Source organism: Planctomycetaceae bacterium (assembly GCA_021371795.1).
GTDB lineage: Bacteria > Planctomycetota > Phycisphaerae > Sedimentisphaerales > UBA12454 > UBA12454.
Genome location: JAJFVK010000019.1, coordinates 184,588 through 208,022, shown reverse-complemented (window position 1 = coordinate 208,022; position 23,435 = coordinate 184,588). Strand labels below are relative to the sequence as shown.

General features: G+C 42.4%; 21 protein-coding genes and 1 tRNA gene. 13 read left to right on the top strand and 9 right to left on the bottom strand.

Annotated elements, in window-relative coordinates; all coding sequences use genetic code 11:
* Positions 1-25 precede the first annotated feature (25 nt).
* From LLF92_09605 to LLF92_09590, 4 genes are read right to left on the bottom strand one after another with little or no spacing between them, the layout of a single operon-like run.
* Positions 26-1,435, bottom strand: a complete 1,410-nt coding sequence (locus LLF92_09605; GenBank protein ID MCE5341362.1) for a hypothetical protein — start codon at positions 1,433-1,435, stop codon at positions 26-28.
* A gap of 12 nt (positions 1,436-1,447) precedes the next feature.
* A complete protein-coding gene (locus tag LLF92_09600; GenBank protein ID MCE5341361.1) occupies positions 1,448-2,647 on the bottom strand; it encodes an RHS repeat-associated core domain-containing protein in 1,200 nt (399 codons plus the stop codon).
* An 18-nt stretch (positions 2,648-2,665) separates the two neighbouring features.
* Positions 2,666-3,514: a hypothetical protein gene (locus LLF92_09595; GenBank protein ID MCE5341360.1), complete on the bottom strand. Its 849-nt coding sequence runs from the start codon at positions 3,512-3,514 to the stop codon at positions 2,666-2,668.
* A 41-nt stretch (positions 3,515-3,555) separates the two neighbouring features.
* On the bottom strand, positions 3,556-5,097 hold the full coding sequence (locus LLF92_09590; GenBank protein MCE5341359.1) for a GspE/PulE family protein: 1,542 nt from the start codon (positions 5,095-5,097) through the stop codon (positions 3,556-3,558).
* A gap of 206 nt (positions 5,098-5,303) precedes the next feature.
* Here LLF92_09590 and LLF92_09585 point away from each other — a divergent pair, with 206 nt between their 5' ends.
* The 4 genes from LLF92_09585 (at position 5,304) to purH (ending at position 10,322) form a co-directional block, all read left to right on the top strand.
* Complete coding sequence (locus LLF92_09585) at positions 5,304-7,109, top strand: HEAT repeat domain-containing protein (protein MCE5341358.1); 1,806 nt, start codon at positions 5,304-5,306, stop codon at positions 7,107-7,109.
* Between the two features lie 63 nt (positions 7,110-7,172).
* Complete coding sequence (locus LLF92_09580) at positions 7,173-7,475, top strand: hypothetical protein (GenBank protein MCE5341357.1); 303 nt, start codon at positions 7,173-7,175, stop codon at positions 7,473-7,475.
* Between the two features lie 31 nt (positions 7,476-7,506).
* Positions 7,507-8,577 carry a PQQ-binding-like beta-propeller repeat protein gene (locus LLF92_09575; protein MCE5341356.1) on the top strand — a complete coding sequence of 357 codons (1,071 nt, stop codon included), beginning with the start codon at positions 7,507-7,509 and terminating at the stop codon, positions 8,575-8,577.
* Between the two features lie 134 nt (positions 8,578-8,711).
* Entirely contained in the window at positions 8,712-10,322 is a 1,611-nt protein-coding gene (gene purH / locus LLF92_09570) for a bifunctional phosphoribosylaminoimidazolecarboxamide formyltransferase/IMP cyclohydrolase (protein MCE5341355.1), read from the top strand.
* 98 nt (positions 10,323-10,420) lie between these two features.
* On the opposite strand, the gene selB is transcribed toward purH, so the two are convergent.
* The 5 genes from selB to selA all read right to left on the bottom strand — a co-directional run bounded on the left by selB (position 10,421) and on the right by selA (position 15,520).
* Positions 10,421-12,334 carry a selenocysteine-specific translation elongation factor gene (gene selB, locus LLF92_09565; GenBank protein MCE5341354.1) on the bottom strand — a complete coding sequence of 638 codons (1,914 nt, stop codon included), beginning with the start codon at positions 12,332-12,334 and terminating at the stop codon, positions 10,421-10,423.
* Between the two features lie 60 nt (positions 12,335-12,394).
* Positions 12,395-12,541: a hypothetical protein gene (locus LLF92_09560; GenBank protein ID MCE5341353.1), complete on the bottom strand. Its 147-nt coding sequence runs from the start codon at positions 12,539-12,541 to the stop codon at positions 12,395-12,397.
* Positions 12,542-12,598: 57 nt separating this feature from the next.
* Positions 12,599-13,084, bottom strand: coding sequence for a hypothetical protein (locus tag LLF92_09555; GenBank protein ID MCE5341352.1), 486 nt, complete (start codon positions 13,082-13,084; stop codon positions 12,599-12,601).
* Between the two features lie 74 nt (positions 13,085-13,158).
* Positions 13,159-14,043, bottom strand: a complete 885-nt coding sequence (locus LLF92_09550) for a type II secretion system GspH family protein (protein MCE5341351.1) — start codon at positions 14,041-14,043, stop codon at positions 13,159-13,161.
* Between the two features lie 73 nt (positions 14,044-14,116).
* Positions 14,117-15,520, bottom strand: a complete 1,404-nt coding sequence (gene selA, locus LLF92_09545; GenBank protein MCE5341350.1) for an L-seryl-tRNA(Sec) selenium transferase — start codon at positions 15,518-15,520, stop codon at positions 14,117-14,119.
* Positions 15,521-15,913: 393 nt separating this feature from the next.
* Between selA and LLF92_09540 the strand changes: the two genes are divergently transcribed.
* The 9 genes from LLF92_09540 (at position 15,914) to LLF92_09500 (ending at position 23,435) form a co-directional block, all read left to right on the top strand.
* Positions 15,914-16,720 carry a methyltransferase domain-containing protein gene (locus LLF92_09540; GenBank protein MCE5341349.1) on the top strand — a complete coding sequence of 269 codons (807 nt, stop codon included), beginning with the start codon at positions 15,914-15,916 and terminating at the stop codon, positions 16,718-16,720.
* 14 nt (positions 16,721-16,734) lie between these two features.
* A complete protein-coding gene (locus LLF92_09535) occupies positions 16,735-17,889 on the top strand; it encodes a 2-hydroxyacyl-CoA dehydratase family protein (protein MCE5341348.1) in 1,155 nt (384 codons plus the stop codon).
* A 7-nt stretch (positions 17,890-17,896) separates the two neighbouring features.
* Entirely contained in the window at positions 17,897-18,793 is an 897-nt protein-coding gene (locus LLF92_09530) for a 2-hydroxyacyl-CoA dehydratase family protein (protein MCE5341347.1), read from the top strand.
* Positions 18,790-20,172, top strand: a complete 1,383-nt coding sequence (locus tag LLF92_09525) for a 2-hydroxyacyl-CoA dehydratase family protein (protein ID MCE5341346.1) — start codon at positions 18,790-18,792, stop codon at positions 20,170-20,172. Before LLF92_09530 ends, LLF92_09525 begins: the two co-directional genes overlap by 4 nt.
* Positions 20,169-20,978, top strand: a complete 810-nt coding sequence (locus LLF92_09520) for an acyl-CoA dehydratase activase (GenBank protein MCE5341345.1) — start codon at positions 20,169-20,171, stop codon at positions 20,976-20,978. The genes LLF92_09525 and LLF92_09520 overlap by 4 nt, the downstream gene beginning before the upstream one ends.
* A complete protein-coding gene (gene selD / locus LLF92_09515; GenBank protein ID MCE5341344.1) occupies positions 20,971-22,167 on the top strand; it encodes a selenide, water dikinase SelD in 1,197 nt (398 codons plus the stop codon). Before LLF92_09520 ends, selD begins: the two co-directional genes overlap by 8 nt.
* A gap of 39 nt (positions 22,168-22,206) precedes the next feature.
* A tRNA-Sec gene (locus LLF92_09510) sits at positions 22,207-22,302 on the top strand.
* 11 nt (positions 22,303-22,313) lie between these two features.
* Positions 22,314-22,592, top strand: coding sequence for a hypothetical protein (locus tag LLF92_09505; protein MCE5341343.1), 279 nt, complete (start codon positions 22,314-22,316; stop codon positions 22,590-22,592).
* Positions 22,593-22,616: 24 nt separating this feature from the next.
* The gene (locus LLF92_09500; GenBank protein MCE5341342.1) at positions 22,617-23,435 is read left to right on the top strand and encodes a 4Fe-4S binding protein; all 819 of its coding nucleotides are present in this window, start codon (positions 22,617-22,619) and stop codon (positions 23,433-23,435) included.

Below are 23,435 nucleotides of genomic sequence, written 5' to 3'. Positions count from 1 at the left end.
TCTTGCCCTCAAGTATATTATGTAATTATTCCAATTTCATTTTTGTATAAACTATGCCTTCGGCTGTCGGATAAACTATATGCAAATTGTTTTCGCTATCAAATTCAGCCGCTATAAATTTCGTGTAAAGAATCGCTTCAGGTCGTTCGCTATCTTCAACTGAATAGGAATATTTTGTATAAATAATTGGCTTGGCGTTAACACCATTTAATATAATTTTTTCATTGCTCCACTTGCCATTTGTTCTGACTTTCTGGATAACATTTCCATTTCGGTCAACATAAAAAATGTGAACCCTGCCAAACTGGTCTGCTCTAACTAATGGGCAAAAGCCATCAGCGATTTTTTCAGCTTTGCCATAAGATTTTTCATCGCATTGCCAAAAATAAATGCTCGAATTGACATCGCTTAAATTAAATCCATCTTTATGCTTTAGCCCTTCATACTTCACCATTGTAGAACCGGCATGATGCCTTTGCCATTTAACCCATGTAAATACAGAATAAACATTTTTATCTTGGCTATCAGCAGATAATACACCGTAATCAGAGTAAGTATCTGCTGTAGAATCATATCCGGGTATATTTTCATATATTGTATAATTTCTTGTGTTCTTACCTTTTTGCAAATTATAATCTGAATAGTGTAAGATAATGGATTGTTTAATTGGCCTTCCTTGGTAATAGTCCCCTCCGTCAAATTGGTGCGTTTTATATGCATAACCATTTGTTCCTGAATCAACAACTTGAGTTGAAGGAAAATGTCCATCTTTCATCCAAGGTATATCTATATTTCTGAAACCAAAAAAATGAATTGAACCTTTTCCAGCTATAGCTTCCCGGATAACATAAGATTCTTCTGTTTCGCTATCATAATTCAATTTTATAGTACGAGTAATTTTACTGTTTTCAATCTTAGCTAAAAATGGTTTTTTAAACGATGTAACTCGGCCATTAGCTGCAATTCTTTCAAGGCTTTCAAGTGGGTTAAATGTAACCTTTGTATAATGTCCAAACAGATAATAATAATTCTCTTCAGGAACTAGAATAACTCCATCATAATCGTGATACTCGGAAATTTTGGGTTCAATACAACTTTCAAGTTCTATCTTATTTTGAATTTTGTAAACATTAGTTTTATGTATATCATTAATTGCCACATAAAATCGACTATCTTTTACATAGCCCCCCAAAATATCACAACAATATTCACTTAAATTTCTTGTATTTGTTAAATTGTCGCCTATATAAAAAAGACCTTTCATCGTAATCAATACATTATCACTATTATCAAAAACCATTTTGGTCCAATGCATATCCCAGTCATTCACTTTTTCAGCAATGATTTTTTGCTGTACAACTTGAATAGCCTTTATATTTACCACACATACCAACAAAAATATTGATGCAGTTATTATTATTTTTTTTGCAATCATAATATACCCCTATTAGTATTCGCTAATAAGTTTGCCAAAATCATCTCTTTCATATCTCCAAGTTCGCATAAGAGCATCCATCTTGCTAAATTCGCTGAAACCTTTGTAAAGTCCATGTTCGTCATTAAACATCAACCAAAGCTCTTCCCAAGTTCCCGTTGTCTTTTTGCAACTTTGATAAACATTATCATTTTCCTTTGTATGCAGATCAACATCCGGACGACCGGTTAAACCTCTAACAAGAGAATCTAAACCATGTCCACCACTTTCCCATCTAAAACCATTATCCCAATGAACATACGAATCCTGCCAAGCATGCATACTATATTCAAATCCCCTTGTAAACCCGAAAGCGATTGATGTAAGTAAATATGGCTTTACCTGCTCACGACTCATAAAGTGATATTTAGCCCATTCATTATAATGTTTTAAATCCGTAGTAGGATAATCTTTATCCAATCTTGCATAATCAAATAATGAACCAGGCTTGCCCGAACCAAGCGTTCCAAACTCTTGATGAATATATTCTTTCCACAGACCATTTAAATCATAATTATTTAATGGATCGTTTTGACAGTACAGATATTTATGCAGTGTCAGTGGATTTTCAAATTGCCCAACAATCAAATCTCTGCCAGTAAACCGTGAAAGATACGGCGAATATTGTCTTGCGCGAAGATAATATTGGCCGGTTTCGGAATCCAAATATTGACCTGTGAATTGCCACGAAGTAGAGAAATCGCCATAAGATTCAATAGTTTCGCCAAAAGGATTATACGTCAACGTTTTAGCCACCGAGCCCACAGAGGTAATTACTTGACGAATTGAACCCAATCTATCATGCAGATAATAATACTGCGTTGCATTGTAACCGCCATCGTGTTCGGATAAAATTTCTGCGTTGGCGTAGATGCAGCATTTCTTAATGCTCATATCAGCAGAATCGATTTCCATAAGTATCACCGGCAAATCGCCAACCACATCAACGATGTATTTGCGAGCCACAGAGGACACAGAGCCCACAGAGGATTTATAGACACGATTGCCAGCCGGGTCGTATTTGATGTCAATAGTATTTGCACCGGCTACTGCACTGCGCAGTTTATTATCCCAATTGTATTCTAATGTCATAGAGGTTGAAGCATCTTTCGGAGCGGCGGTTTGATTGCCGTTCTCATCGTAAGGCAAGGTGTTGCTGTTAAGCGTTCTCATTTCGTTGCCCACACGGGATTATTTAAGCGGGTTTTCGAGTTTGTGCTCTGTGCGTCTATTTCTCTGCTGCAATTCCATACCTCTTTCGACAGGTACCATTATTTCAGCCGGTTTTGTTTCGGTGTTTGTATTGGTATTGACATCCATAATTTTATTAGTGTCGGCAGGGATGATTTTTATGTCTTCCAGTTTTATGGGTTCCCGGACTATTTGCTGACCGGTATTATTTGGCTCAACAATGACAATCTGGTTGCTGTCCGTATTTTCTTCGGCAACTAACGCCGGCTTATTTGAATCATCCGCAGGCAGTGTTTGCTGCTCGACAGGTTTAGTTTTGGCGTATGAGGTCTTGATTTTTTCAATTGCCTTCAGCAGATTGTCATCAATGCCCTGAAGCGAAAATGACGAAATGTACCGGCAAGCCTTAACTATGGCACGGCCGTCATTATCTGGTATGAATTTCTGTGTAAGGGAATTTTCATTCAACGGCGAAACCGCAAGGGCGAACAATAATATATTTGCCGTGATGTATCCGCCCGCAAAGCCTAATAGTGCGCCGCCGAAGTCATCGACAAATTTTGGAAACGAAACGCAATATGTATTCGTCAGATAATAAAAACTTAAAAGCTGCGAAAGGGCGAGGTATAAACCCCAAATAGCCAGTAAAACCGCAGCATTTGTCCACGTGCCGAGAAAACCTGTCAACTCCCCCACCGCTTTGATTTCCAAAACGGCAGGCGTTAAAACAAGGGCTAAATACGTTGCTATCAGGACATTGAAAAGAAACGCCCACATAGGATACAGCCGTTTATGGTATCCCCATAAACCAAATACGGCCGCTATGATTATCGCGATTATTGTTGACATTTTCTTTTCCTTACAGAAACGACTCCTGGCACCGTTTTTTTCTAATTACTTGTTACTTTTTTTGCTTCTTCAAGCGATGTAACTCCGGCAATTACGTGCCGCAACGCCTGTCTGTTCAAAGTTGCTTTCATTTTTTCATCACTGTGTTCTGCAGTTATAATGGCAATATCGCCGGTAGAGATTTTATTCTTTATCGCAGCGTCGATTAACATTACATCAAATACTCCGATTCGACCTTTGTAACCTGTGTTATGGCATTTACTGCAGCCGGCAGCTTCGTATATTCGAGATGTGTCGATGTTTTTCTTCTGAAATGCCGCCCTTTGGGCTTCACTCATATTTGCAGGTCTTTTGCAGTTATCGCAAAGTTTGCGAATGAGTCTTTGCGAAACCAGCAAATCAAGACCTGAAGCCATCAGCAGCGGACTTATGCCTAAATCCAAAAGACGCACAAGCGAAGCACTGTTGCTGTTACTGTGCAAAGTAGCTATCACTAAATGGCCAGTTTGAGCAGCTTTTAATGCAATCGATGCGGTTTCATCATCTCTTATTTCGCCAACACAGATAACATCCGGGTCCTGACGTAAAATGCTGCGCAATGCCTTTGCGAATGTAATATCCGCTTTTGGATTTACTTCTATTTGGCCTGCGCCGGGAAGCACATACTCGACAGGGTCTTCGATTGTAATTACATTTTTCGCGTAAAAATCTATTTCACGCAGCATAGCGTAAAGCGTTGTGCTTTTACCACTGCCAGTCGGGCCACACATAATAATCATACCGGTGTCTTTGGACATAACATGTCTGACTGCCTGGCACGCCCTTTCGTCCATACCAATTTCCGGCAGTGTCTTGGGAGCAAGGTTCTGATTCAAAATTCTTATGGACAGCTTTTCGCCGTGAAGTACGCCTGCGCTTGCGACGCGGAACGATACAGTGCCGTTCGGAATCTTCGCAACAAACGCACCATCCTGCGGCCTGCGTTTTTCAGAAATATCCATACTTGAAATCGCTTTGATACTGTTTACAACCGCACCGTAAATTTCCGGACTAAGTTTTGTATAAGGCTGCATTATGCCGTCAATTCTGAAACGGACATCGTAATTGAAGCCTTCGATGGGATTTATCAGTATATCGCTGGCGAGCAATTCAACCGCGTCGCCGATGAGTTTTTCAGTGCTGGCGACAGTTTGCTTGGTATCGTCGTTGCCCTGCCCGCCGTAAACTTCATTGATGTTCTTGCCGGAAGGGTCGAGCAGTATAATAGATGAACTTCCCCTCGCCCCGCCGAGTTTGGTGTACTTTATGGATTGAACCGCACTGCCCAATGCGCTTTTGATTGCTTCGGCAAACGAAATTCCGGTTTCCTGGATTTTTTTGAGCACTTCGAGCAATAAAAGCACTAACAACACAAAAGGTGCCGCGACGAGCATTAAGAGGTTAATCCACCCTTTAAAACGATTGCCTATTAGGGGACTGAACTCAAACCGCTGAACTAAGTACATGCAACCATATACCCAGACTACAAGAAGCCCCAATTTGATTGGGCTAAAAAGCAACCCTTTTACAACGACAGTATCCATCAACAGTAACTCCCCACCGCATAATTTCTCTAATCCTAATAAAAAAGACATACAAGTGCAATAAAAAAAACTCGATAAATAGCTTTTTAATTGACAGTTAAGTCATATAATTTATAATCAATTATGGTTGTATTTACTGTTTTATTGTCTTTATTATCTATTTTATTTTACTTACCTTAACAAAAGGTATGTTCGGAGTAGCGCAGATGAGAAACTTTTTGACGTTTTGCGGACTATGTTTGATTATTGCATCAGCTTCACTTACGGTTAATGCCGAGCCTAACCAGCCATCATCCACCACACCCACATCCAATCAACTCGCGGATAATTGGAATGATTTTCTGCACTATACGGTTTTGGGAAGGTATGACCTTGCCGGCGGATTTGCGCAGAAAGTAATCGACAGCAATCCTGACCCGTTGGCGCTTCTGAAGTTGAGCGAAGACAATCCAAAGGGATACGCGATACTTGTGAAAGTGCACGCGAATAATCCGCAGCTTTCCCCCCTTGCGGCGAAGATTCTCGACATCATCGAACAAGGCAGATACCAGAGGCGCACCGCTTCGGATATTATTGTTGAAGAAATTAAAAGGTTGAGCAGTACAGTACGCGGCAAATATACCGCTATTGAAAGACTTCGCAATTCAGGCGAATACGCGATTCCATACATGTTGAGCGCAATGACCGATGAATCGCGCAAAGAAGAATTTCCGAATATCGCATCTGCCCTTTCAGAAATCGGCAGACCTGCGGTAAGGCCGTTGGCGGCATCTCTGGAAATGGAAAATCCTGCTATCAAAGCAGAAGTAATCAGAGCACTTGGCAAAATTGGTTATTCCGAAGCACTTGGCTATTTAAAATATATTGTTGAAAACGATAAGTCGCAGCAATTGCGTGAATTGGCAGCCGATTCGTTGAAACAAATCGACGCAGCAATCGCTGATAAGAAAGCGGCTGAACTGTTTTTCCAGACTGCAAATAATTATTATTACAAGGCTGATTCGCTGATGCCTGTTACCGAAGGCAATACCGCGAATGTATGGTTCTGGAGCAAGGAAAGCAGCGGCCTGATTCGCGAAGCGGTCAGCAAAACTAATTTCACAGAACTGATGACAATGCGAAGCTGTGAATGGGCATTGAGAGCGGATAAAGATTTCGGTCAGGCTATTTCATTGTGGCTTGCCTGTGCATTCAGAATCGACTCGACACATATTCCTTATCCGGCATATTTTGGCACCGGACACGCCGATGCTATGACTTACGCTGTTACAACCGGGCCGGAATATCTGCACGAAGCACTTGAGCGGGCAATCAAAGACAGTGATACGGTCGTTGTATTCGGCGCGGTCGAGGCACTTGCCCGCAACGCAGGCGAAAAATCGCTTATGTTCAGATATAAGACTTCACAGCCGCTGATACAGGCCCTGTCATACAATGATAAAGCAGTGAAATATACTGCGGCGATAGCGGTCGCATTGGCTGAACCGACAGAAAAATTTCCTGAAAGCGAATACGTAATTAAGAATCTGGCAGCAGCAATTACCGATACAGCAGGCGAAAACTGGTCTGCCGAACAGAATGACAGCTATGCTATTCGCGCGGCACAGGCATTGCTGAAACTTGCGGAGACAAAAAATGCGGCGGTCGATGTTTCAGCCGCTTTGGACGCACTTGTAAAAACAACCGGCGACAGCCGTGATGAAATGAAAATAATTGCCTGCCAGATACTGGCATATCTTTCAAGCCCGGACGCTCAAAGAGCAATCGCAGAGCTGGCATTAAAAGAAGGCAACGCTGTTGAAATAAGAATCGCGGGATTTGAATCTCTTGCGGTTTCGGCAAAGGTAAACGCAAATCAACTGCCCGACGGACAGATTGACCAGATTTATAATTTAGTTGCGTCACGCGATGCGAATGAACAATTGCGTTCGGCCGCAGCGGGCGCGTTTGGTGCGTTAAACCTGCCGAGCAGAAAAGTCAAAGACCTGATTCTTGATCAGTCGAAGATTTAGACGTCGCTGCCTTCATAGCAGCGATATACAGTTCCCGATTGAATCGGGGGCTTTCGGGACGCTATGGGCAAAACCACTGAAAAAGACGGTATAAAAACCGACGAAAAGAAACGCGACAACAAAGTTGCTGACTTTGTCAAGGGGCTTTCTGCCGAACATAAAATGCTGATAGTGTTAAAAAGTCAGCTTTACGGCGGGAAATGGGAGCCGATGCATCAGGACCTGAAGAACCGTCTTACAGGTCAGCCTTATATTTTTAAACTGGCGACCAGAATCAACGACGATATCGAACGAATTGAACAAATGATGCAATTTGAAAAACAAAACGACGCGGATTTATGCGATTACATAGATACAATTGAATAATACTATAACATTTTTTTCATGGAGAATGACTTTGAGAAATTCTTGTTTAATATGTCTGGCGGTATTGACATTTTTGATGATTATTCCGACGCAATCGCCGGCAAAAATAAATGACACATTACTTAAAGAAGCCAGTCTTCATACCGTATGGCAAAGCGCCGTTGCACTAAACCCCAAAGAAAAAGTGCAGCAAATGACTGTTCTGGGCAATTATATTTATATCCTGACGAACAGCAATTATCTGTTCTGTTTGGATAGAAACGACGGCCGGTCGGTTTTCAGCATTTCGGCAGCAGACGCAGATTTGCCTGTTTCGCAGCCGGTGGATTTTAATAATACAGTTTATTTCGCGGCGGCAAACAACCTGCTTGCGGTTGATTTGCAAAGCGGCAATGAGCTTTTCAGAAATAAAATAGAATTCCCTATAAGTTCACGACCTGCTGTGAACACGAAATATTTTTATTTGCCCGGTATGGATAAACAACTCCACGTTTTACAGCGTGATATGTTTCAAGTGTTCAGAGTTAACCCTGATGACCGCTCTGGTATCACAAGCGTTATCGCAAATGATAATTCGATTGTGTTTGCTACCAACAGCGGCAAGGTGTATTGCATGAACGCAAATCAGCCCATCAAACTCTGGCAGTTTGATGCCGTCGGTTCAATCGAGGCGGCTTTGACAAAAACAGACGATTCAATCTACGTCAGCAGCAAGGATACTAACCTTTACAAAATAGACGCAAACAGCGGCAAAATGTTATGGAAGTTTTACACCGGCAGTTTTCTTAACGTTTCTGCAAGAGCAATAGAAAAGGTCGTTTACCAGTATGCCATCAACAAAGGCCTGTATGCCGTTGACGCAAACAGCGGCAAACAGCTATGGCTTTCACCTGACGGCGCAGATTTGCTTGCGGAAGACGGCAGCAAGGCTTATGTAATCAGCCAAAAGAATATTTGTGAAGTCATGGACAACGCGGCAGCCAAAAGGCTTTACACGCTTAATTTCGAGGCTGTTACGGCTTTTGCGACAAATCCATACGATTCCAAAATATATGTAATGGAAGACAACGCAGTATTATGTATTGAACCAATTAAAAAATAGCCACGAAGGTACGAAATTATTTAAGATTTAAGATTGAAGAATGAAGATTTGAGGAACGCCTGCGGCGGGATATTTATAATAATCTTCAATCTACAATCTACAATTTTTCAATTTCTTAAGGAGCAACGATTCAAATGGATGTGAAAATCAAAACTGCACTCATCAGCGTATCAGATAAAAACGGTGTCGCAGAATTCGCAAAAAATCTTGCGGCAATGGGCGTCAAAATCATCAGCACAGGCGGAACAGCCAAATCGCTTGCGCAGGCGGGAATTAGTGTCGTCAGTATCGATTCGGTTACAGGTTTTCCTGAAATGATGGACGGCCGAGTTAAAACCCTGCACCCGAAAATCCACGGCGGTCTTTTGAGCATCCGCGACAACAGCGAACATCAGGCTGCAATGAAAAAGCACGGCATCGAACCAATCGATATGGTTTGCATTAATCTTTATCCTTTCGAAAAAACTGTTGCCAAACCTGACTGTAAATTCGAGGACGCAATCGAGAATATCGACATTGGCGGCCCAAGTATGGTTCGCTCGGCAGCGAAAAATCATAAATATGTTACGGTTGTTACAAGCTCCTGCCAGTACGAAAAAATTATCGCCGAAATGAAATCGTCCGGCGGCAGCGTCAGCGAAAAGACAAGAAGCGATTTTGCTCGAATCGCTTTTGGAATGACCGCGAGTTATGATGCGGCTATATCGAAATATCTCAATAAACAGGCCGGCGTAAGATATCCTGAAAGAATCAGCATTGCTCTTAACAAAGAGATGGAACTTCGCTATGGCGAAAATCCGCACCAGACCGGCGCGTTTTATAAACTCGCTCCGAACGACGAAGTCAGCGTTTCCTCCGCTAAAGTTATGGAAGACGAAACGCAAATCAGCTTCAATAATCTGATGGATGCAAACGCGGCGTTCGAGCTTGCAAAGGAATTTTCAGAGCCGGCGGCAGTTGTTGTAAAACATTTAAATCCCTGCGGCTGCGCAATCGACAACGATATTCACAAGGCATATCAAAAGGCCTACGAAACAGACGTTACAAGCGCATTTGGCGGAATCATCGCCCTGAACAGAAAAGTCGATAAGGCTCTTGCGACGACGATTATGGAATCATACTCATTGTTCGGCAAGGCAAAAGGCGCTGCGGGATTTTTTGCGGAAGTGTTAATCGCGCCGGGCTTTGATGTTGACGCAATCGAGACAATCAGAACATTAAAGCCGTGGGGCAAACGCGTAAGAATTATGTCCACCGCCCAAATCGACAGAGCAAAAATTGATTGCGGCGAATTCGATGTTCGCTGCATCATCGGCGGAATGCTCCTGCAGGATAGAGACCTTATCGGATGGGAACCTACTGTACTGACTTATCCGACAAAAATAAAACCCAATAAGGAACAACTCGAAGATTTACGCATTGCGTGGATTACTGCCAAACATGTTAAGAGCAATACTATAACGCTTGTAAAAGACAGAAGACTTATCGGCGTAGGCGCAGGCCAGATGAATCGCGTTGAGTCCGGCTTTATCGCATTTAAAAATTCAGCCGAAGACACAAAAGGCTGTTCAATGGGGTCCGATGCGTTCTTCCCGTTCCCGGACAATATTGACCAGGCGGCCAAGCACGGCGTTAGCTGTATAATTCAGCCCGGCGGCTCAAAGAAAGACGATGATGTTATCGCTGCCGCAGACAGATACGGTATAGCGATGGTCTTTACCGGCAAAAGACATTTTAAACACTAATATAGGATTCAATGTCACATTATCTAATTCCTTTACAACAATAGCTCATAGCTTGGTTAACGCACCACACAGGGGCTTTCTATGGGGAATAATTTAAATTAATTTTTGAGATATCGTGTATGGCCGGAGTTACGAGTAACACCAACTTGGTCAAAATAATCCAAAAGAGGAATCGCATATTTTCTTGTGGTATTAAGAATGTATTTGAATTTGACACTTTCCAACATTCCTTCTTTTTTAATGTAATCCACTAAAAGCTGACGTGCTTTCAGTATAGCATCAGCATGGAAAAATAAATCCTTTTCCACAACAACAAGCCGTTCAGACTCTATAAGCATCTTTACAAGTGCAGATATCTTATCATTTGGAACACTAAGAACTTTTGCCAATTCTTCCTTGTCCGGCGGATTAAATAACCGCGACAGAAATAATTTTTCTATTTTCTCAAGAGCCGCCCGATGCACATCCGGAAATTCCTCACGATGTGCAGGCAAAGCGAATTTGTGTCCACGGACGACAATTAGCCTTTTCTCTTTTAGATAAGTTAAAATCAGATTAAATACCGGCCTGTCCAACTCACTCATTTGACAAAGCAATTCCGAATCTATGCCCGGTGCCTGTGGAGAATTTTTGTGATAATCCGCAATCACTCCAAGTAATTTCTGTTCAAGCTGGTTCGCAGTATCACGATGTATATACATATTTCCAAACTCTATCACTTTTTGCTGCGTGACCAGTTCTTTTAAAAATTGCTCAACATATTTTGCCGGAATTTTCGTTCGATTGGAGATTTCTTTTGCGGAAGCAACATACAGTTGAGCTTTTTTAATACAATATTCTATAAAATCTTTTTCATCAAGAACCGCTTGTGCCCATTGCGTAACATCATTTTGCATATTCGGCAAAGTTCTTTTTAGTTTTACCGGCAATGAATCTATTATCATTCCGCCACCAATGGTCTGAACAGGCGAAAGACTCCTGATTATAAAACGGTCCCTTGGTGCGGCGACACAAGGACTGTTAAGTCTTAATTGCACAACAGCCTGCTCGCCTGATTGCAATTTATCACCCAGCATTAGATATACAGACGCTAAAATTTCGGAAGTTCCGGTGTGAAATTTTATTTCCTGACCATTTTTCAGAAATAACTGATTACCCTCCAATAGCGATAACTTACACAAATACCACGACTGGGGTACGAAACAATCATTAGAGACTATTACATTGCCTCGTTCAATCATTTTGTGTTCAAGTTGAGGAATATTAATAGCTGCACATTGACCGGCTAAAACCGCATCAGCAGAATGTTTGTAAACCTGAATAGTTTTAATTCGGCCTTTCATATTATGCGGTAAAAGCGTAACTTCATCACCAATTTTAACTGAACCGGAAACAGGCACACCTGCGACAACTGTTCCATAACCTTTAACACTAAAAGAGCGTTCTATCGGCAGCCTGAAAAAACCATCTATGCGTTTTGGTTTTATGGAATTAACCATAGTCTGCAAGGCACCATAAAAATCATCGAAGCCTGCACCTGTTATATTTGAAACAGGAAGAATGGGTGAGTCTTCCAAAAATGTACCTTTAAGAAAATCTTTCAGTTTCGATATGACAGTTTCTAATTGCTCCGGCTGAACGCAATCCGATTTTGTTAACGCTACTATGCCGTGTTTAATTCCGAGAAGAGTAAGAATCCCAAGATGTTCACGAGTTTGCGGCATTACGCCGTCATCTGCGGCAATAACAAATATTACGCCATCCATTCCGGCCGCACCGGCAACCATTGTTTTAATAAAATTCTCATGGCCGGGAACATCAACAATACCGACTTCCAAATTTGAAAGAATGCAGGGCGCAAAGCCAAGTTCGATTGACATTCCACGCTCTTTCTCCTCTTTTAAATAATCAGTATCGCATCCTGTAAGATTTTTAACCAGCGCAGTTTTGCCGTGGTCTATGTGACCTGCTGTTCCAAGTGTAATATTTATTTGTTTGGCTGTGGACTTCACAGATTACCTATAATACTTTAATCACCCGCAGAGTTCTGACAAGGACATAAACAACCATTTTTATTTCGGCTGATCCGTGCAAGTTGAGGGCTGGTTCACCTCAACAACGTACCACTGCCACTTTGTGTCGACACGCTTTGCGTTCAACAAATACCATACATTCTCAACTTTTTTCTCAAATGGTCCGAGGTTTATATCCACCTGCATCTGAAAATTTCCTGAAAAATTATTAGGCACTCGCCACGAGTACCTGCAGTTACCGCTTCAACCATATTTGAATGAACCGCTGTCAAGCACTTTGCCTGCACTATCAACAATCTTAAAGTCCGGCGGCTTCTGCCATTGGCCATTCCTGCGAACACCGCCGACATATTTTTCGCCGCCGCGTCCTGTAACTACTACCCCAATCAAAATTTCGCCATTTGCTTCTTTAAGCTCCGCATTTGTTCTTACAACCAGCAGAGGCCCAAAACCGGCGTCAACATTGAGTCCCGAAATGGGCTGGCCCTTAACAAGGTCAAGTTCCCATTTATCGCCTTGCGCATCCTTTCGTGCCAAATCCAAAAGCCCAATCTTTTGCTGCTCTGATTTAGGCATTGAATGGCCGCTGCTGCACGATCGTATTAATCCTATCAATAAAAAACATGGTATCAGAATAGCGATAATTCGGATGGCTCTTTTTTTTGCCGGCGAACAGTCATTGTAATCATCTATAAAATCGGAAATAAGTTCGAGAATATAATCTTTCATATATCGACACCAAAAGCAGACTTACTCTGTGTTTGACTTTATTTCGACCGACACGGCCGAATATTTTCTTAGCCTCAGCCAGGCACCGGACGTCCCCTGGTTTCTGGTTGTACTGATTTTTTCCACCCACCAACCACATCCGCTACCAGAGACTTCTTTCCAAGATTTGACAGCCTTACAGGTTTGGAAATTGTGCCCGTGGCGTGCTGACTTACCCAGGACATCGGATTTGCCAAAAATTCTTTTGCCTCATCGATATTGACCTGTCCATTTGCAAACCATCCATGCAGCATACTTGTCGGGAAGCAAACATCTGTCCTTGAACAAACCTGTGCAAGTCCTTCAGCTCCGACGTTATCATCGTAAACTAACTTTTTTACATTGAAAACATGCACGCTTCCATCGGTCAACAGATAATTTATTTTGTCAGTGTGAAATAGTATGCTTTGCTGACCCGGCGCAACACAATTGTCGAAGCCGTCGAGACTATTGTTGAACATATAGGTAATATATGTTGTTGAATCGCTCTCGCCCCAAGTCGATTTAAAGTTATCGTAAGGCCTGCCTCTATCGAAATTACTGCCTGACGGACAGAAAAAAATATGATTATCCCCCGTCGGCATAGGTACTTTATCCGCCGAAAGCAGATGCCCTAAATTTACCGACTGTGGTTGATCGCGAATTACGCCCCCTGCATTCTCGGTCGGCACCGACCACACATCCCAGGGGGTCTGGCATTCACCCGGCACAATCATACCATCAAAATCATGTGCGTAAAGATACAGACTTTGACCAATTGCGTGAAGATTGGCCAGACATACCACCCTTTTTGACTGTTCGCGAGACCTCGTCAAACTCGGCATTAGTATTGCCAGCAGCATTGCGATTATGGAAATCACCACAAGCAATTCGATGAGCGTAAACCCTTCAGATTTTCGTCTCGATTCCATGCCTGCCATCCTACCTTTCCCAACACGTGTTTGCAAGTATTTTCCGGATATATCCGAGTCTATTTCACATAAACATCCCAGTTTACGGGGCAAGAATTTTTGAAACCGCTTCAACAATTATCTTTTCGTCATCTTCGAGCAGCGTACGCGAATCCATAAGGAATTGATTATTTTGAATTCGGCCGATAATCGGCGGCTCATACATCCTCAATCTTTTCGCAAAAACATCAATTCCAATTTTTTTAGGCTTAACTGCGACAAGTTTTGTTTTGAGGTTCTGCGACGGCAGTGAACCGCTCCCCATTTGGCTAAACCCGTCCACAACCTCGATTTCAGCATCACAATTTCGAAGTTTTAATTCGCTTTCAATATTCCTGGCTTGTTTATTAAGCTCTTCAATCGAACGCTGTAACATCGCCAAAGTCGGAACCTCCTTCAGAGCAAAAGATTCATCCAAAAATAGCTTCAACGTTGCTTCGAGAGCAACAAGCGTTATCTTATCCACCCTTACTATTCTGGCGAAAGGATTCTTTCTTATTGCGTTGATATATTCAGACTTACCAAGAATAATTCCAGCTTGTGAAGCTCCAATCAGTTTGTCGCCGCTGCTGGTTACAACATCCGCACCTGCACGAATAGAATCCGCAAGAGTCGGCTCATATTCAAAACCAAATTTCGAAAAATCAATCAGTGCCCCGGCTCCAACATCATCTATAAGAGGTAATTTATGCTCGTGCGCAAGTGAGACAAGTTCGTCAAGCGGAACTTCTGATGTAAAACCGGTAATTTTATAATTACTCGGATGCACTCTCATAATCGCGGCCGTATTTTCAGTGATAGCGTTTTTATAGTCTCGTAGATGAGTTTTATTGGTCGTTCCAACCTCAACAAGCTTAACGCCGCTTGAAGCCATTACATCCGGCAGTCGAAACGACCCGCCGATTTCTACAAGTTGTCCGCGCGAAACTATCACTTCCTTACCACATCCAAGCGTATTAAGAACAATCGCAGTTGCGGCCGCATTATTATTTACCACTGTCGCTGCCTGCGTGCCAGTCAACTGCTGTAAAAGCCGCTCAATACAATTATCCCGCTTTGAACGCTCACCAGTTTCCAAATCCATCTGGAGCAGAGAATAACCGCCAAGTTCATTTGTTATCTGTTCAATCGCCTGTCGCGGCAGAATCGCCCTTCCCACTCCCGTATGCAAAATAATACCGGTAGCGTTAATCACTTTACGATAGAATGGTTTCATTGCTTTTTCGATGCGTTCTTTAGCGGCCGAAACAATTAACTCCCGGATTGCCTCTTCACTCATTTTTTTGTCGGACTCCTTCAAAAGCTGTACACGAAACTCATTCACTGAATCCCTGATTGCATTGACTATTATGGTTCGCGGCACAGGCACATGGGGAAATGATAAAAAATCCAAAAGTTCATCAACCGACGGTATTTTTCTCAAAAGACTTTGATTATTTTCCTGCATTCTTCACCATATTAAAAGGCCTCTAAAAAAACCTGTATTCAGTTTACTTATTAATCATTAGAAAATCAAGACTCAATCACTTGTAATCGGTTAAAAAAAGAAAAAATAGTCTTTTTTTTTAAAATCTTCAATATATAATACGTTTATGGTAAATATTGCGATAATCCGAGGTCAAATCATTACAGGCTATGGCTGAAGCAATTCCTGCCGGTGCTCGTGGCGAGTGCCCCAAAACTTCAATGACAATTATCAATCCGATTCTAAATTTGAACTTTTGTCATTTGAATTAATATGGAGGACACTCTTGTGATGTAATCATCATATAATAATAGCTGGGTACCCGCAGGTGAGGCAAATTTATTTCCTCACCTGTTTTTTTTTAGAAGGATATCTATGAAAAGTATTTCAAGTGTGGGATTAAATGATGTACAAGTTGTGTATAGCGGGCCGGAAGGCAATCTCTGGGAACTTATTATGGGGGAGCAAATACACATCGGCGGACTTGCTTCTTCTACGGCTTTAGCTAAAGAAGCAGGTATAAAAACAGGTATGTGCGGCGTTGACCTGTGCTGCTGTACCGGAGCGGGAATGAGATTTTTAGTGCGAATGTTCGATGCGAAGCAAATGCAAGGCATAGATGCCACACAGCATATAGTGCAGGAAGGAATTAAACGAGTCAAGCAGGAAGGATTTGCAGATAAAATCCATTTTACTCTGGCCGATGTGTGCAGCAGCGGACTCGAAAGTGATTCTGCTGATTTCGTTTGGGGCGAAGATGCGTGGTGCTATGTAGTCGACAAAGAAAAACTGATTGCCGAAGCAGTTCGAATTGTAAAACCCGGCGGCATCATCGCATTTACTGATTGGGTCGAAGGAGATTCAGGACTTACTTCTGACGAGGCAGAGAGATTTTTAAAATTTATGAAATTCCCGAACATCAATAATATGAGCGATTATTGCAGTCTGCTCCAAAAAAATAATTGTGAGGTTATTACAGCCAAGGATACGAAACGTTTCGCTCCTTATGTCGATTTGTATTTGAATATGCTGAATATGCAGCTTACTTACGATGCTCTTAAAATTATTAATTTCAATTCAGACCTGATGCAGGCAATGGCCGGCGAAATGATGTTTATGCAGCAGTTGGCACATAAAGGCAAAATCGCACAGGGAATGTTTATCGCACGTAAGCGTAATTAAGAAAGGAATACGCTATGGGAAATTGCGGCGGCAACGAAAACTTATGCAGCAATACGTGGTTTAAAAATATGATTCCAAATTGCCTTCAATACGCGACAACCGCAAAGGCACAGGGCAGGCCGATTGTCGGCATTATGTGTGAATATACGCCTCGAGAACTGATAATGGCGGCAGGTGCGATTCCGGTATGCTTGTGCGGAGGTTCTGTAAACACTATTACAGCAGCGGAACAGGATCTGCCCAAAAATCTTTGTCCTCTCATTAAATCAACTTACGGCTATAACATACTCAAAAAAAATCCGTTTTTGGAAATGACTGATTTACTGGTCGCGGAAACAACCTGTGACGGCAAAAAAAAGATGTATGAACTTTTGTCGCAAAACCACCCAATGCATATATTGGAATTATCGCAAAAGCCAGACGACTCTGACGCTTTTGAACATTGGCACAAGGAACTTATAAAATTAAAATCAGCTTTGGAAAAACGCTTCAACACAAAAATAACGGACGCTAAAATCCGCCAAGCAATTGAATTAATGAATCGTGAACGCAGATTACGGCGTCAGCTTGCAGGATTTATGGAATCAGATACCCCGCCATTAACGGGGCGTCAGCTTTTGGAGCTAAAAAGTATTATCGGCGGCATTGAAGCTGATTTGGAAGAATATGAAAAAATCATAAGCATAATGAAATCAAAAAAGGCTGAATGCGGAACGGCAAAAAAAGTTCGCGTGCTCTTAACCGGCGTACCGTTAGCACACGGCGCGGAACGTGTAATCGACATCATTGAGCAAAATGGCGGACTGGTTGTATGTATGGAAAATTGCACCGGCATAAAACCAATATTGGAAGATGTCGATGAAACTATTGAAGACCCAATGGCAGCGTTGGCGAAAAAATACTTTAATATCCCTTGTTCAGTAATGACCAGAAATGATCTCAGACTTGAAACTTTGCGGAAACTCATCCGCCAATACCGGCCGCAGTGCATTGTCGAATTGATTTGGCAGGCTTGTCTGACTTATGATGTTGAATCGCATTTTATCAGGCAATTGGCACAGCAGGAATTTAAACTGCCCTACCTTAAAATAGAGACAGATTATTCACCATCAGATTCTGCACGTATTGAGATGCGTGTGGCAGCTTTATTTGAAACGTCACGGAAATAGTAAAACTATGAACAGCAAAAATACCGTTATATATTGCGACCCATATATTCCGCCGGAATGGATAGCCGCTCACGGTCTGCAACCGTTACGAATCACGCCGAGGATATCTAAAAACGCGGCAATTGGTATATGCCCATACGCGCGAGCATTTATAAATGAAATAAAGATTCAAAAAAATGCCTGTGCTGCAATTTTAACGACCACCTGCGACCAAATGCGACGCACTGCCGATGTCGCAACGCAAAATCATAATCTTCCGATATTCCTAATGAATGTGCCGACTATATGGCAAAGAAAATCTGCAGCGGAACTTTATGCCGCAGAACTCAAAAGGCTTGGCAGGTTTCTGACACAATTTAACGGACAAGGCCCGACTAATGCAAAGCTTGTCGAAACTATGGTCGAGTTTGAAAATAAAAGGAACAAGGCTTCTGTACAAACAAAACCAAATGGCAAAACGCCTCTTGCCCTGATAGGCAGTCATTTGCTGAAACAGGACAATATTATTTTTGATATTGTGCGAAAATATGGCGGCTATATCACTCTTGACGCGACAACAGACGGCCCGCGTACATTGCCGAGAAAATTTAATCCGGCACATCTCAACGAAAATCCCATTAAAGAATTGGCAGCCGCATACTTTGAAACTATACCTGATGTATTCCAAAGGCCTAATGACAAGCTTTACGAATGGTTTAAAAAGAAACTAAACGAAACACCCGTTCGGGGTATTATATTCCATCATTATATGTGGTGCGACAAATGGCACGCGGAACTTGGCCGAATATCCGATAAGAAATTCACAAACCTGCCTGTTCTGGATATTAGTGCCGGCGACAACGATAAAAACATAGAAAACCGGCTGGCTACACGAATTCAAGCGTTTATGGAGATGCTTGAATGAAACAAAAAACTTCCAAAATCACTCTCGAACAATGGGATGAACAATATAAATTGCTTTGCAGAGCCGGAATAAAGCAGCCTGATTATGGCGGAAGTTTGCGAAGACACGCTGAAGACGGCGACACAAGGCTGCGTACTCTTCAATTTGATAATTCCGCTGCATCGCTTCGACTGTGGAATTTTTTGCTTACAGAAAATGAACGTCTGCATAAAGCTCGCACAGACGGCAAAAAAATCGTCGGCACAATGAAAGACCTTGGCACAATTCCTGTTATGGTTTACGCGTTAGAAAATACGGTTGCGTTTTATCCGGATGGGGCATGGTGGACGCCTTGTATTATGGAAACGAATGAAGGTTTATTCAAAATCGCCGATTCGCTCGGCATCGATGAATCATTCTGTCCGGTACGTGCGATGCTGGGTGCTTTTCTGAATGAGGAACATTTCCCTGTTCCCGATATGCTTATTTGCAGCACAGGGGCTGTTTGTGACGATTTTTCAGCAATTGCTCAACGCCTTGACTGTCTTGGTTTTAAAATAAACTGGTGGGAAATTCCGCACAGACGCAAAAGCGAAAACAATGAAGTGAGGATAAATTTGCCCGGCGGTTTTCACGTTCCACTGTCACAAATTGAATTCGTAAAAACAGAACTGGAACACATAAGAAGTTTGTTAGAAAAATTAACAGGCGAAAGACTTACAGATGAAAAACTGGCAAATGGAATTGCCAAAGCGAATATTGTTCGCAATTTGCTCGCTCAACTTCGGCATATTGTTTTCACAGCAGAAATAAATCCGCTACCCGCACTTGAAATGCTCATTGCGGAAATGCTCGCTATTCATTTTTGTTCGGATATTGACGAAACAACCGTAATTTTACAGGAATTATTAAAAGAAGCACAGTGTAGAGCTGCAAATAATGAAGGAATTTCAGATAAAAACGCCGCGAAAATCTTTTGGGTTAATCCTGTATCTGATTTGCGAGCAATGAATCTTCTTGAAGACTGCGGCGGACGCGTTTGCGGCACAGATTACCTTTTTACACACGCTTTGGATATGATACCGACAGATATATCGCCGATGGACGCATTGGCACAGATGGCATTAGCGGATACTATGGCCGGTTCTTCGTTCGACCGCGCTGAACGCATTTGTCGGGATATTGAAAAATTCGGTTCTGACGCAATTATTATTTCTCGTATCCCAGGCGCAAGTCATTGCGCAACCGAAGGCACAATAATCGCAGAAATCGTTAAGAAAAAACTTGGCATTCCAACGCTTGAAATTGAAATTCCATCGCTATCGGATTCCTTGCGGCAGCCGATAAAAAATAAAATTGAAACATTAATTGAAATTGTTTTACAGCGGAGGCAAAAATGATTTGTGCCGGCATAGACGCAGGCTCACGAGCAATCAAAATCGCATTGATGCGTTCAGATAATTCTAAAATTATCGCAACAGGCGTAATTGATCAGGGAGTGGCACAGGAAAATCTCGCAAGAGAACTTTTTGAGAATACACTGAAAAATAACGGCATATCTCACAGCGAAGTTGCCGCGACAATCGCAACCGGTTATGGCCGAAATGCAATAAGCTTCGCCGATAAGGCAATTACCGAAATCACCTGCCACGCGACCGGAGTAAAATATTTTGTTCCCGATGCGCGTGCGATTATAGACATTGGCGGGCAGGACAGCAAATTCATTCGGATGAACGAAAGCGGCAGTATTGAAGACTTCGCAATGAACGACCGCTGCGCAGCCGGAACAGGATGCTTTTTGGAAATGGTCGCGAAAAAATTATCTGTACTGCTTAATGCGCTGGGTATGATGGCAAAAAAAAGCAAACAGCCCGCCTCAATCAGCAGTATGTGTGTCGTTTTCGCTGAAACAGAAATCGTGGGATTAATGGCAGAACAACGCTCCCCTGCCGATATCGTCTGCGGAGTACAAAACGCTATCGCATCGCGAATCTTGAGTATGGCCGGACGAAATTTGCCGACTGAAATTATTTTTACAGGCGGTGTAGCTATGATTCATGGAATGGATACCGCCCTCCGGAAAGTTTTTGAAAGACCAGTTGAAATATCGCCGCAGCCGCAATTGACCGGCGCAATCGGCGCAGCGATTCTCGCAATTAAATATTTTAAACAGCAACATGAAATCAAAGGAGTTGAATGTGATTAACATCGAAAAAAGAAAATTGATTATGGGCCGTTCTATGCGGCTTGGCCATTGTGTATGCGACCCTAAAAAACCGTGTCCGTGCGACATATTTCAGGGGAAAAATGTTTGCCTGTGTGCAGGAGAACGACTTGAAGACGCAAAAACAAAAAAAGTGCAGCTTACAAAACTGGTCGAAAAAGCCGGTTGTGCTTCTAAAATAGACCAGAAATTCTTGAAAAATGTTTTGCGAGGACTGCCTTCTTTCAATCATCCGAATGTGCTGGTTGGTGCTGCCGCGGGTGACGACGCAGGAGTTTATAAAATTTCCAAAGACACAGCTTTGGTTCAAACAGTTGATGTTTTCACACCTTCTGTTGACGACCCGTACGTGTTTGGTCAGGTTGCCGCTGCTAATTCAGTTAGCGACGTATATGCAATGGGAGGCAGACCAATCACCGCCTTGTCAATAATCGGATTTCCATGCAAAGAACTCAAGGACTCAATAATGCGTGATATCCTTCGAGGCGGAATAGACAAAATGATAGAAGCAGAGGTGCCCGTCATAGGCGGACACAGCATTAACGACCCGCAGATAAAAGCCGGTTTTGCGGTAACCGGATTAATTAATCCCAAAAAAATTCTTACAAATGCAAATGCAAAATCAGGCGACGTCCTCATACTCACAAAACCACTGGGCACAGGAATAATCGCGTTCGCTTCACAGATTGATAAAGCGTCTGCAAAAAGCGTTAAGGCTATTTCAAATTCGATGGCAACTCTGAACAAAAAAGCCGCCGAGTTAATGCAGGAATTCGACGTACATGCCTGCACTGACGTAACGGGTTTCAGTCTTATGGGACATTTAGGCGAAATGGCAGGATTGAGCAAAGTAAACGCGGAAATATTGTTTGACGCCATTCCTCTTTTCCCCGGCGTTTTGGAGGCTGTTAACGCGGACATTGTTCCAGGTACGGTCGAACGCAATAGGGAATCTTCCGGCCATCGTATAGTAACGGGAAAAGGCGTAACAAGGCCAATGGCCGATATCTGCTTTGATGCCCAGACATCCGGAGGATTATTGATTTGCCTGCCGCAAGCCAAAGCAGAAAAACTATTGGGAAAACTGCATAAAGCGAAAATAGAAGAAGCCGCTATTATCGGCAGGATAATTGGCAAAGGAACTGGTAAAGTGTTTTTAGAAAAGAAGTGAAATCTTATAAATTTATGTTACAATTAATAATGACTAAACGGAGGTGACATGTGTCTGGTGGCGCTCCTGGTCTTCAAAACCAGCGCGAGGCGCGAACGCGTCTCGGGTGGGTTCGATTCCCATTCGCCTCCGCCATTTTTAAAATTATGGCTAACGAAAATAAGATAAAACGATACGTCACTATCACTCTGCTGGTGGCAGCGGGAGTTTTGCTGTATATCGGCTTGTTTCGCACTTTAAAAATACAAAACCTGCCGTTAGAAAAGATGACAAAGCTCCCTAAAACATATCAGCCTGTCTTGTATATTTCAGAATCGCAGGCGATATTTGATGTTACTTTAGGCGGACTTGTTAAACTGGATTCAGGCGGCATACAGCGTACGTATGACATCAATAACAAACCTGCGTCCTTGTGCCCTACTTGAGTTAAGTAAAGGGTTATGGTGGCCATGACCAAAAAAACTTCATTCATTGAAAAATTAACCGCCAGTCGAATCTGGATACAAACAGCGTTTCTCTTAATCTGGCTGGACCCGATGGCTCTTAGGATGCACAACGTCTGCGGAACCGTATTCCATTGTTATGCCTGCCCATTAGCAACATTCGCTTGTCCTGTTGGAATACTTGTAAATTTCAGCGCCTTGCATTTGTTTCCTTTTATGGCAATAGGAACACTGATATTAGTTGGCGCGATTCTTGGAAGTTTTGTCTGCGGGTATATCTGTCCGTTCGGGCTTTTGCAGGATATGGCAGCTAAAATTCCTGTTCGCAAATTTAATCTGCCGCAATGGTTTGGCAGCATACGTTATTTAGTACTTTTAGGACTCGTGCTGGCTGTCCCATTTTTCTGGGGCGAAAATCATCCGCTCACATTTTGCAAAGTTTGCCCGGCCGGTGCACTTGAAGGAGCGGTACCTAATATGCTCTCGCAGGCTGCCGCGGGACAAAAAATTATTTTTCCAAACACACTTAAGATTACAGTTTTACTTGTTACATTGACCGGGATGATATTTGTCAATCGTTTCTGGTGCAAACTATGTCCATTAGGGGCAATTTTCGGGTTATTCAATAAATTTTCAGTATTCCATCTTAAATTAGACCCAGCCGTTTGTACAAATTGCAATATATGTCATACAAGCTGCAAAATTGGTGTAAAACCCAATCTGCAACCTAACCATACTAACTGTATTCGTTGTCTTGACTGTACAAGCTGCAAACCAAAAGCACTTAGCATAGGTTCTGTTTTTAAAAAGCATAAATCAAATTAG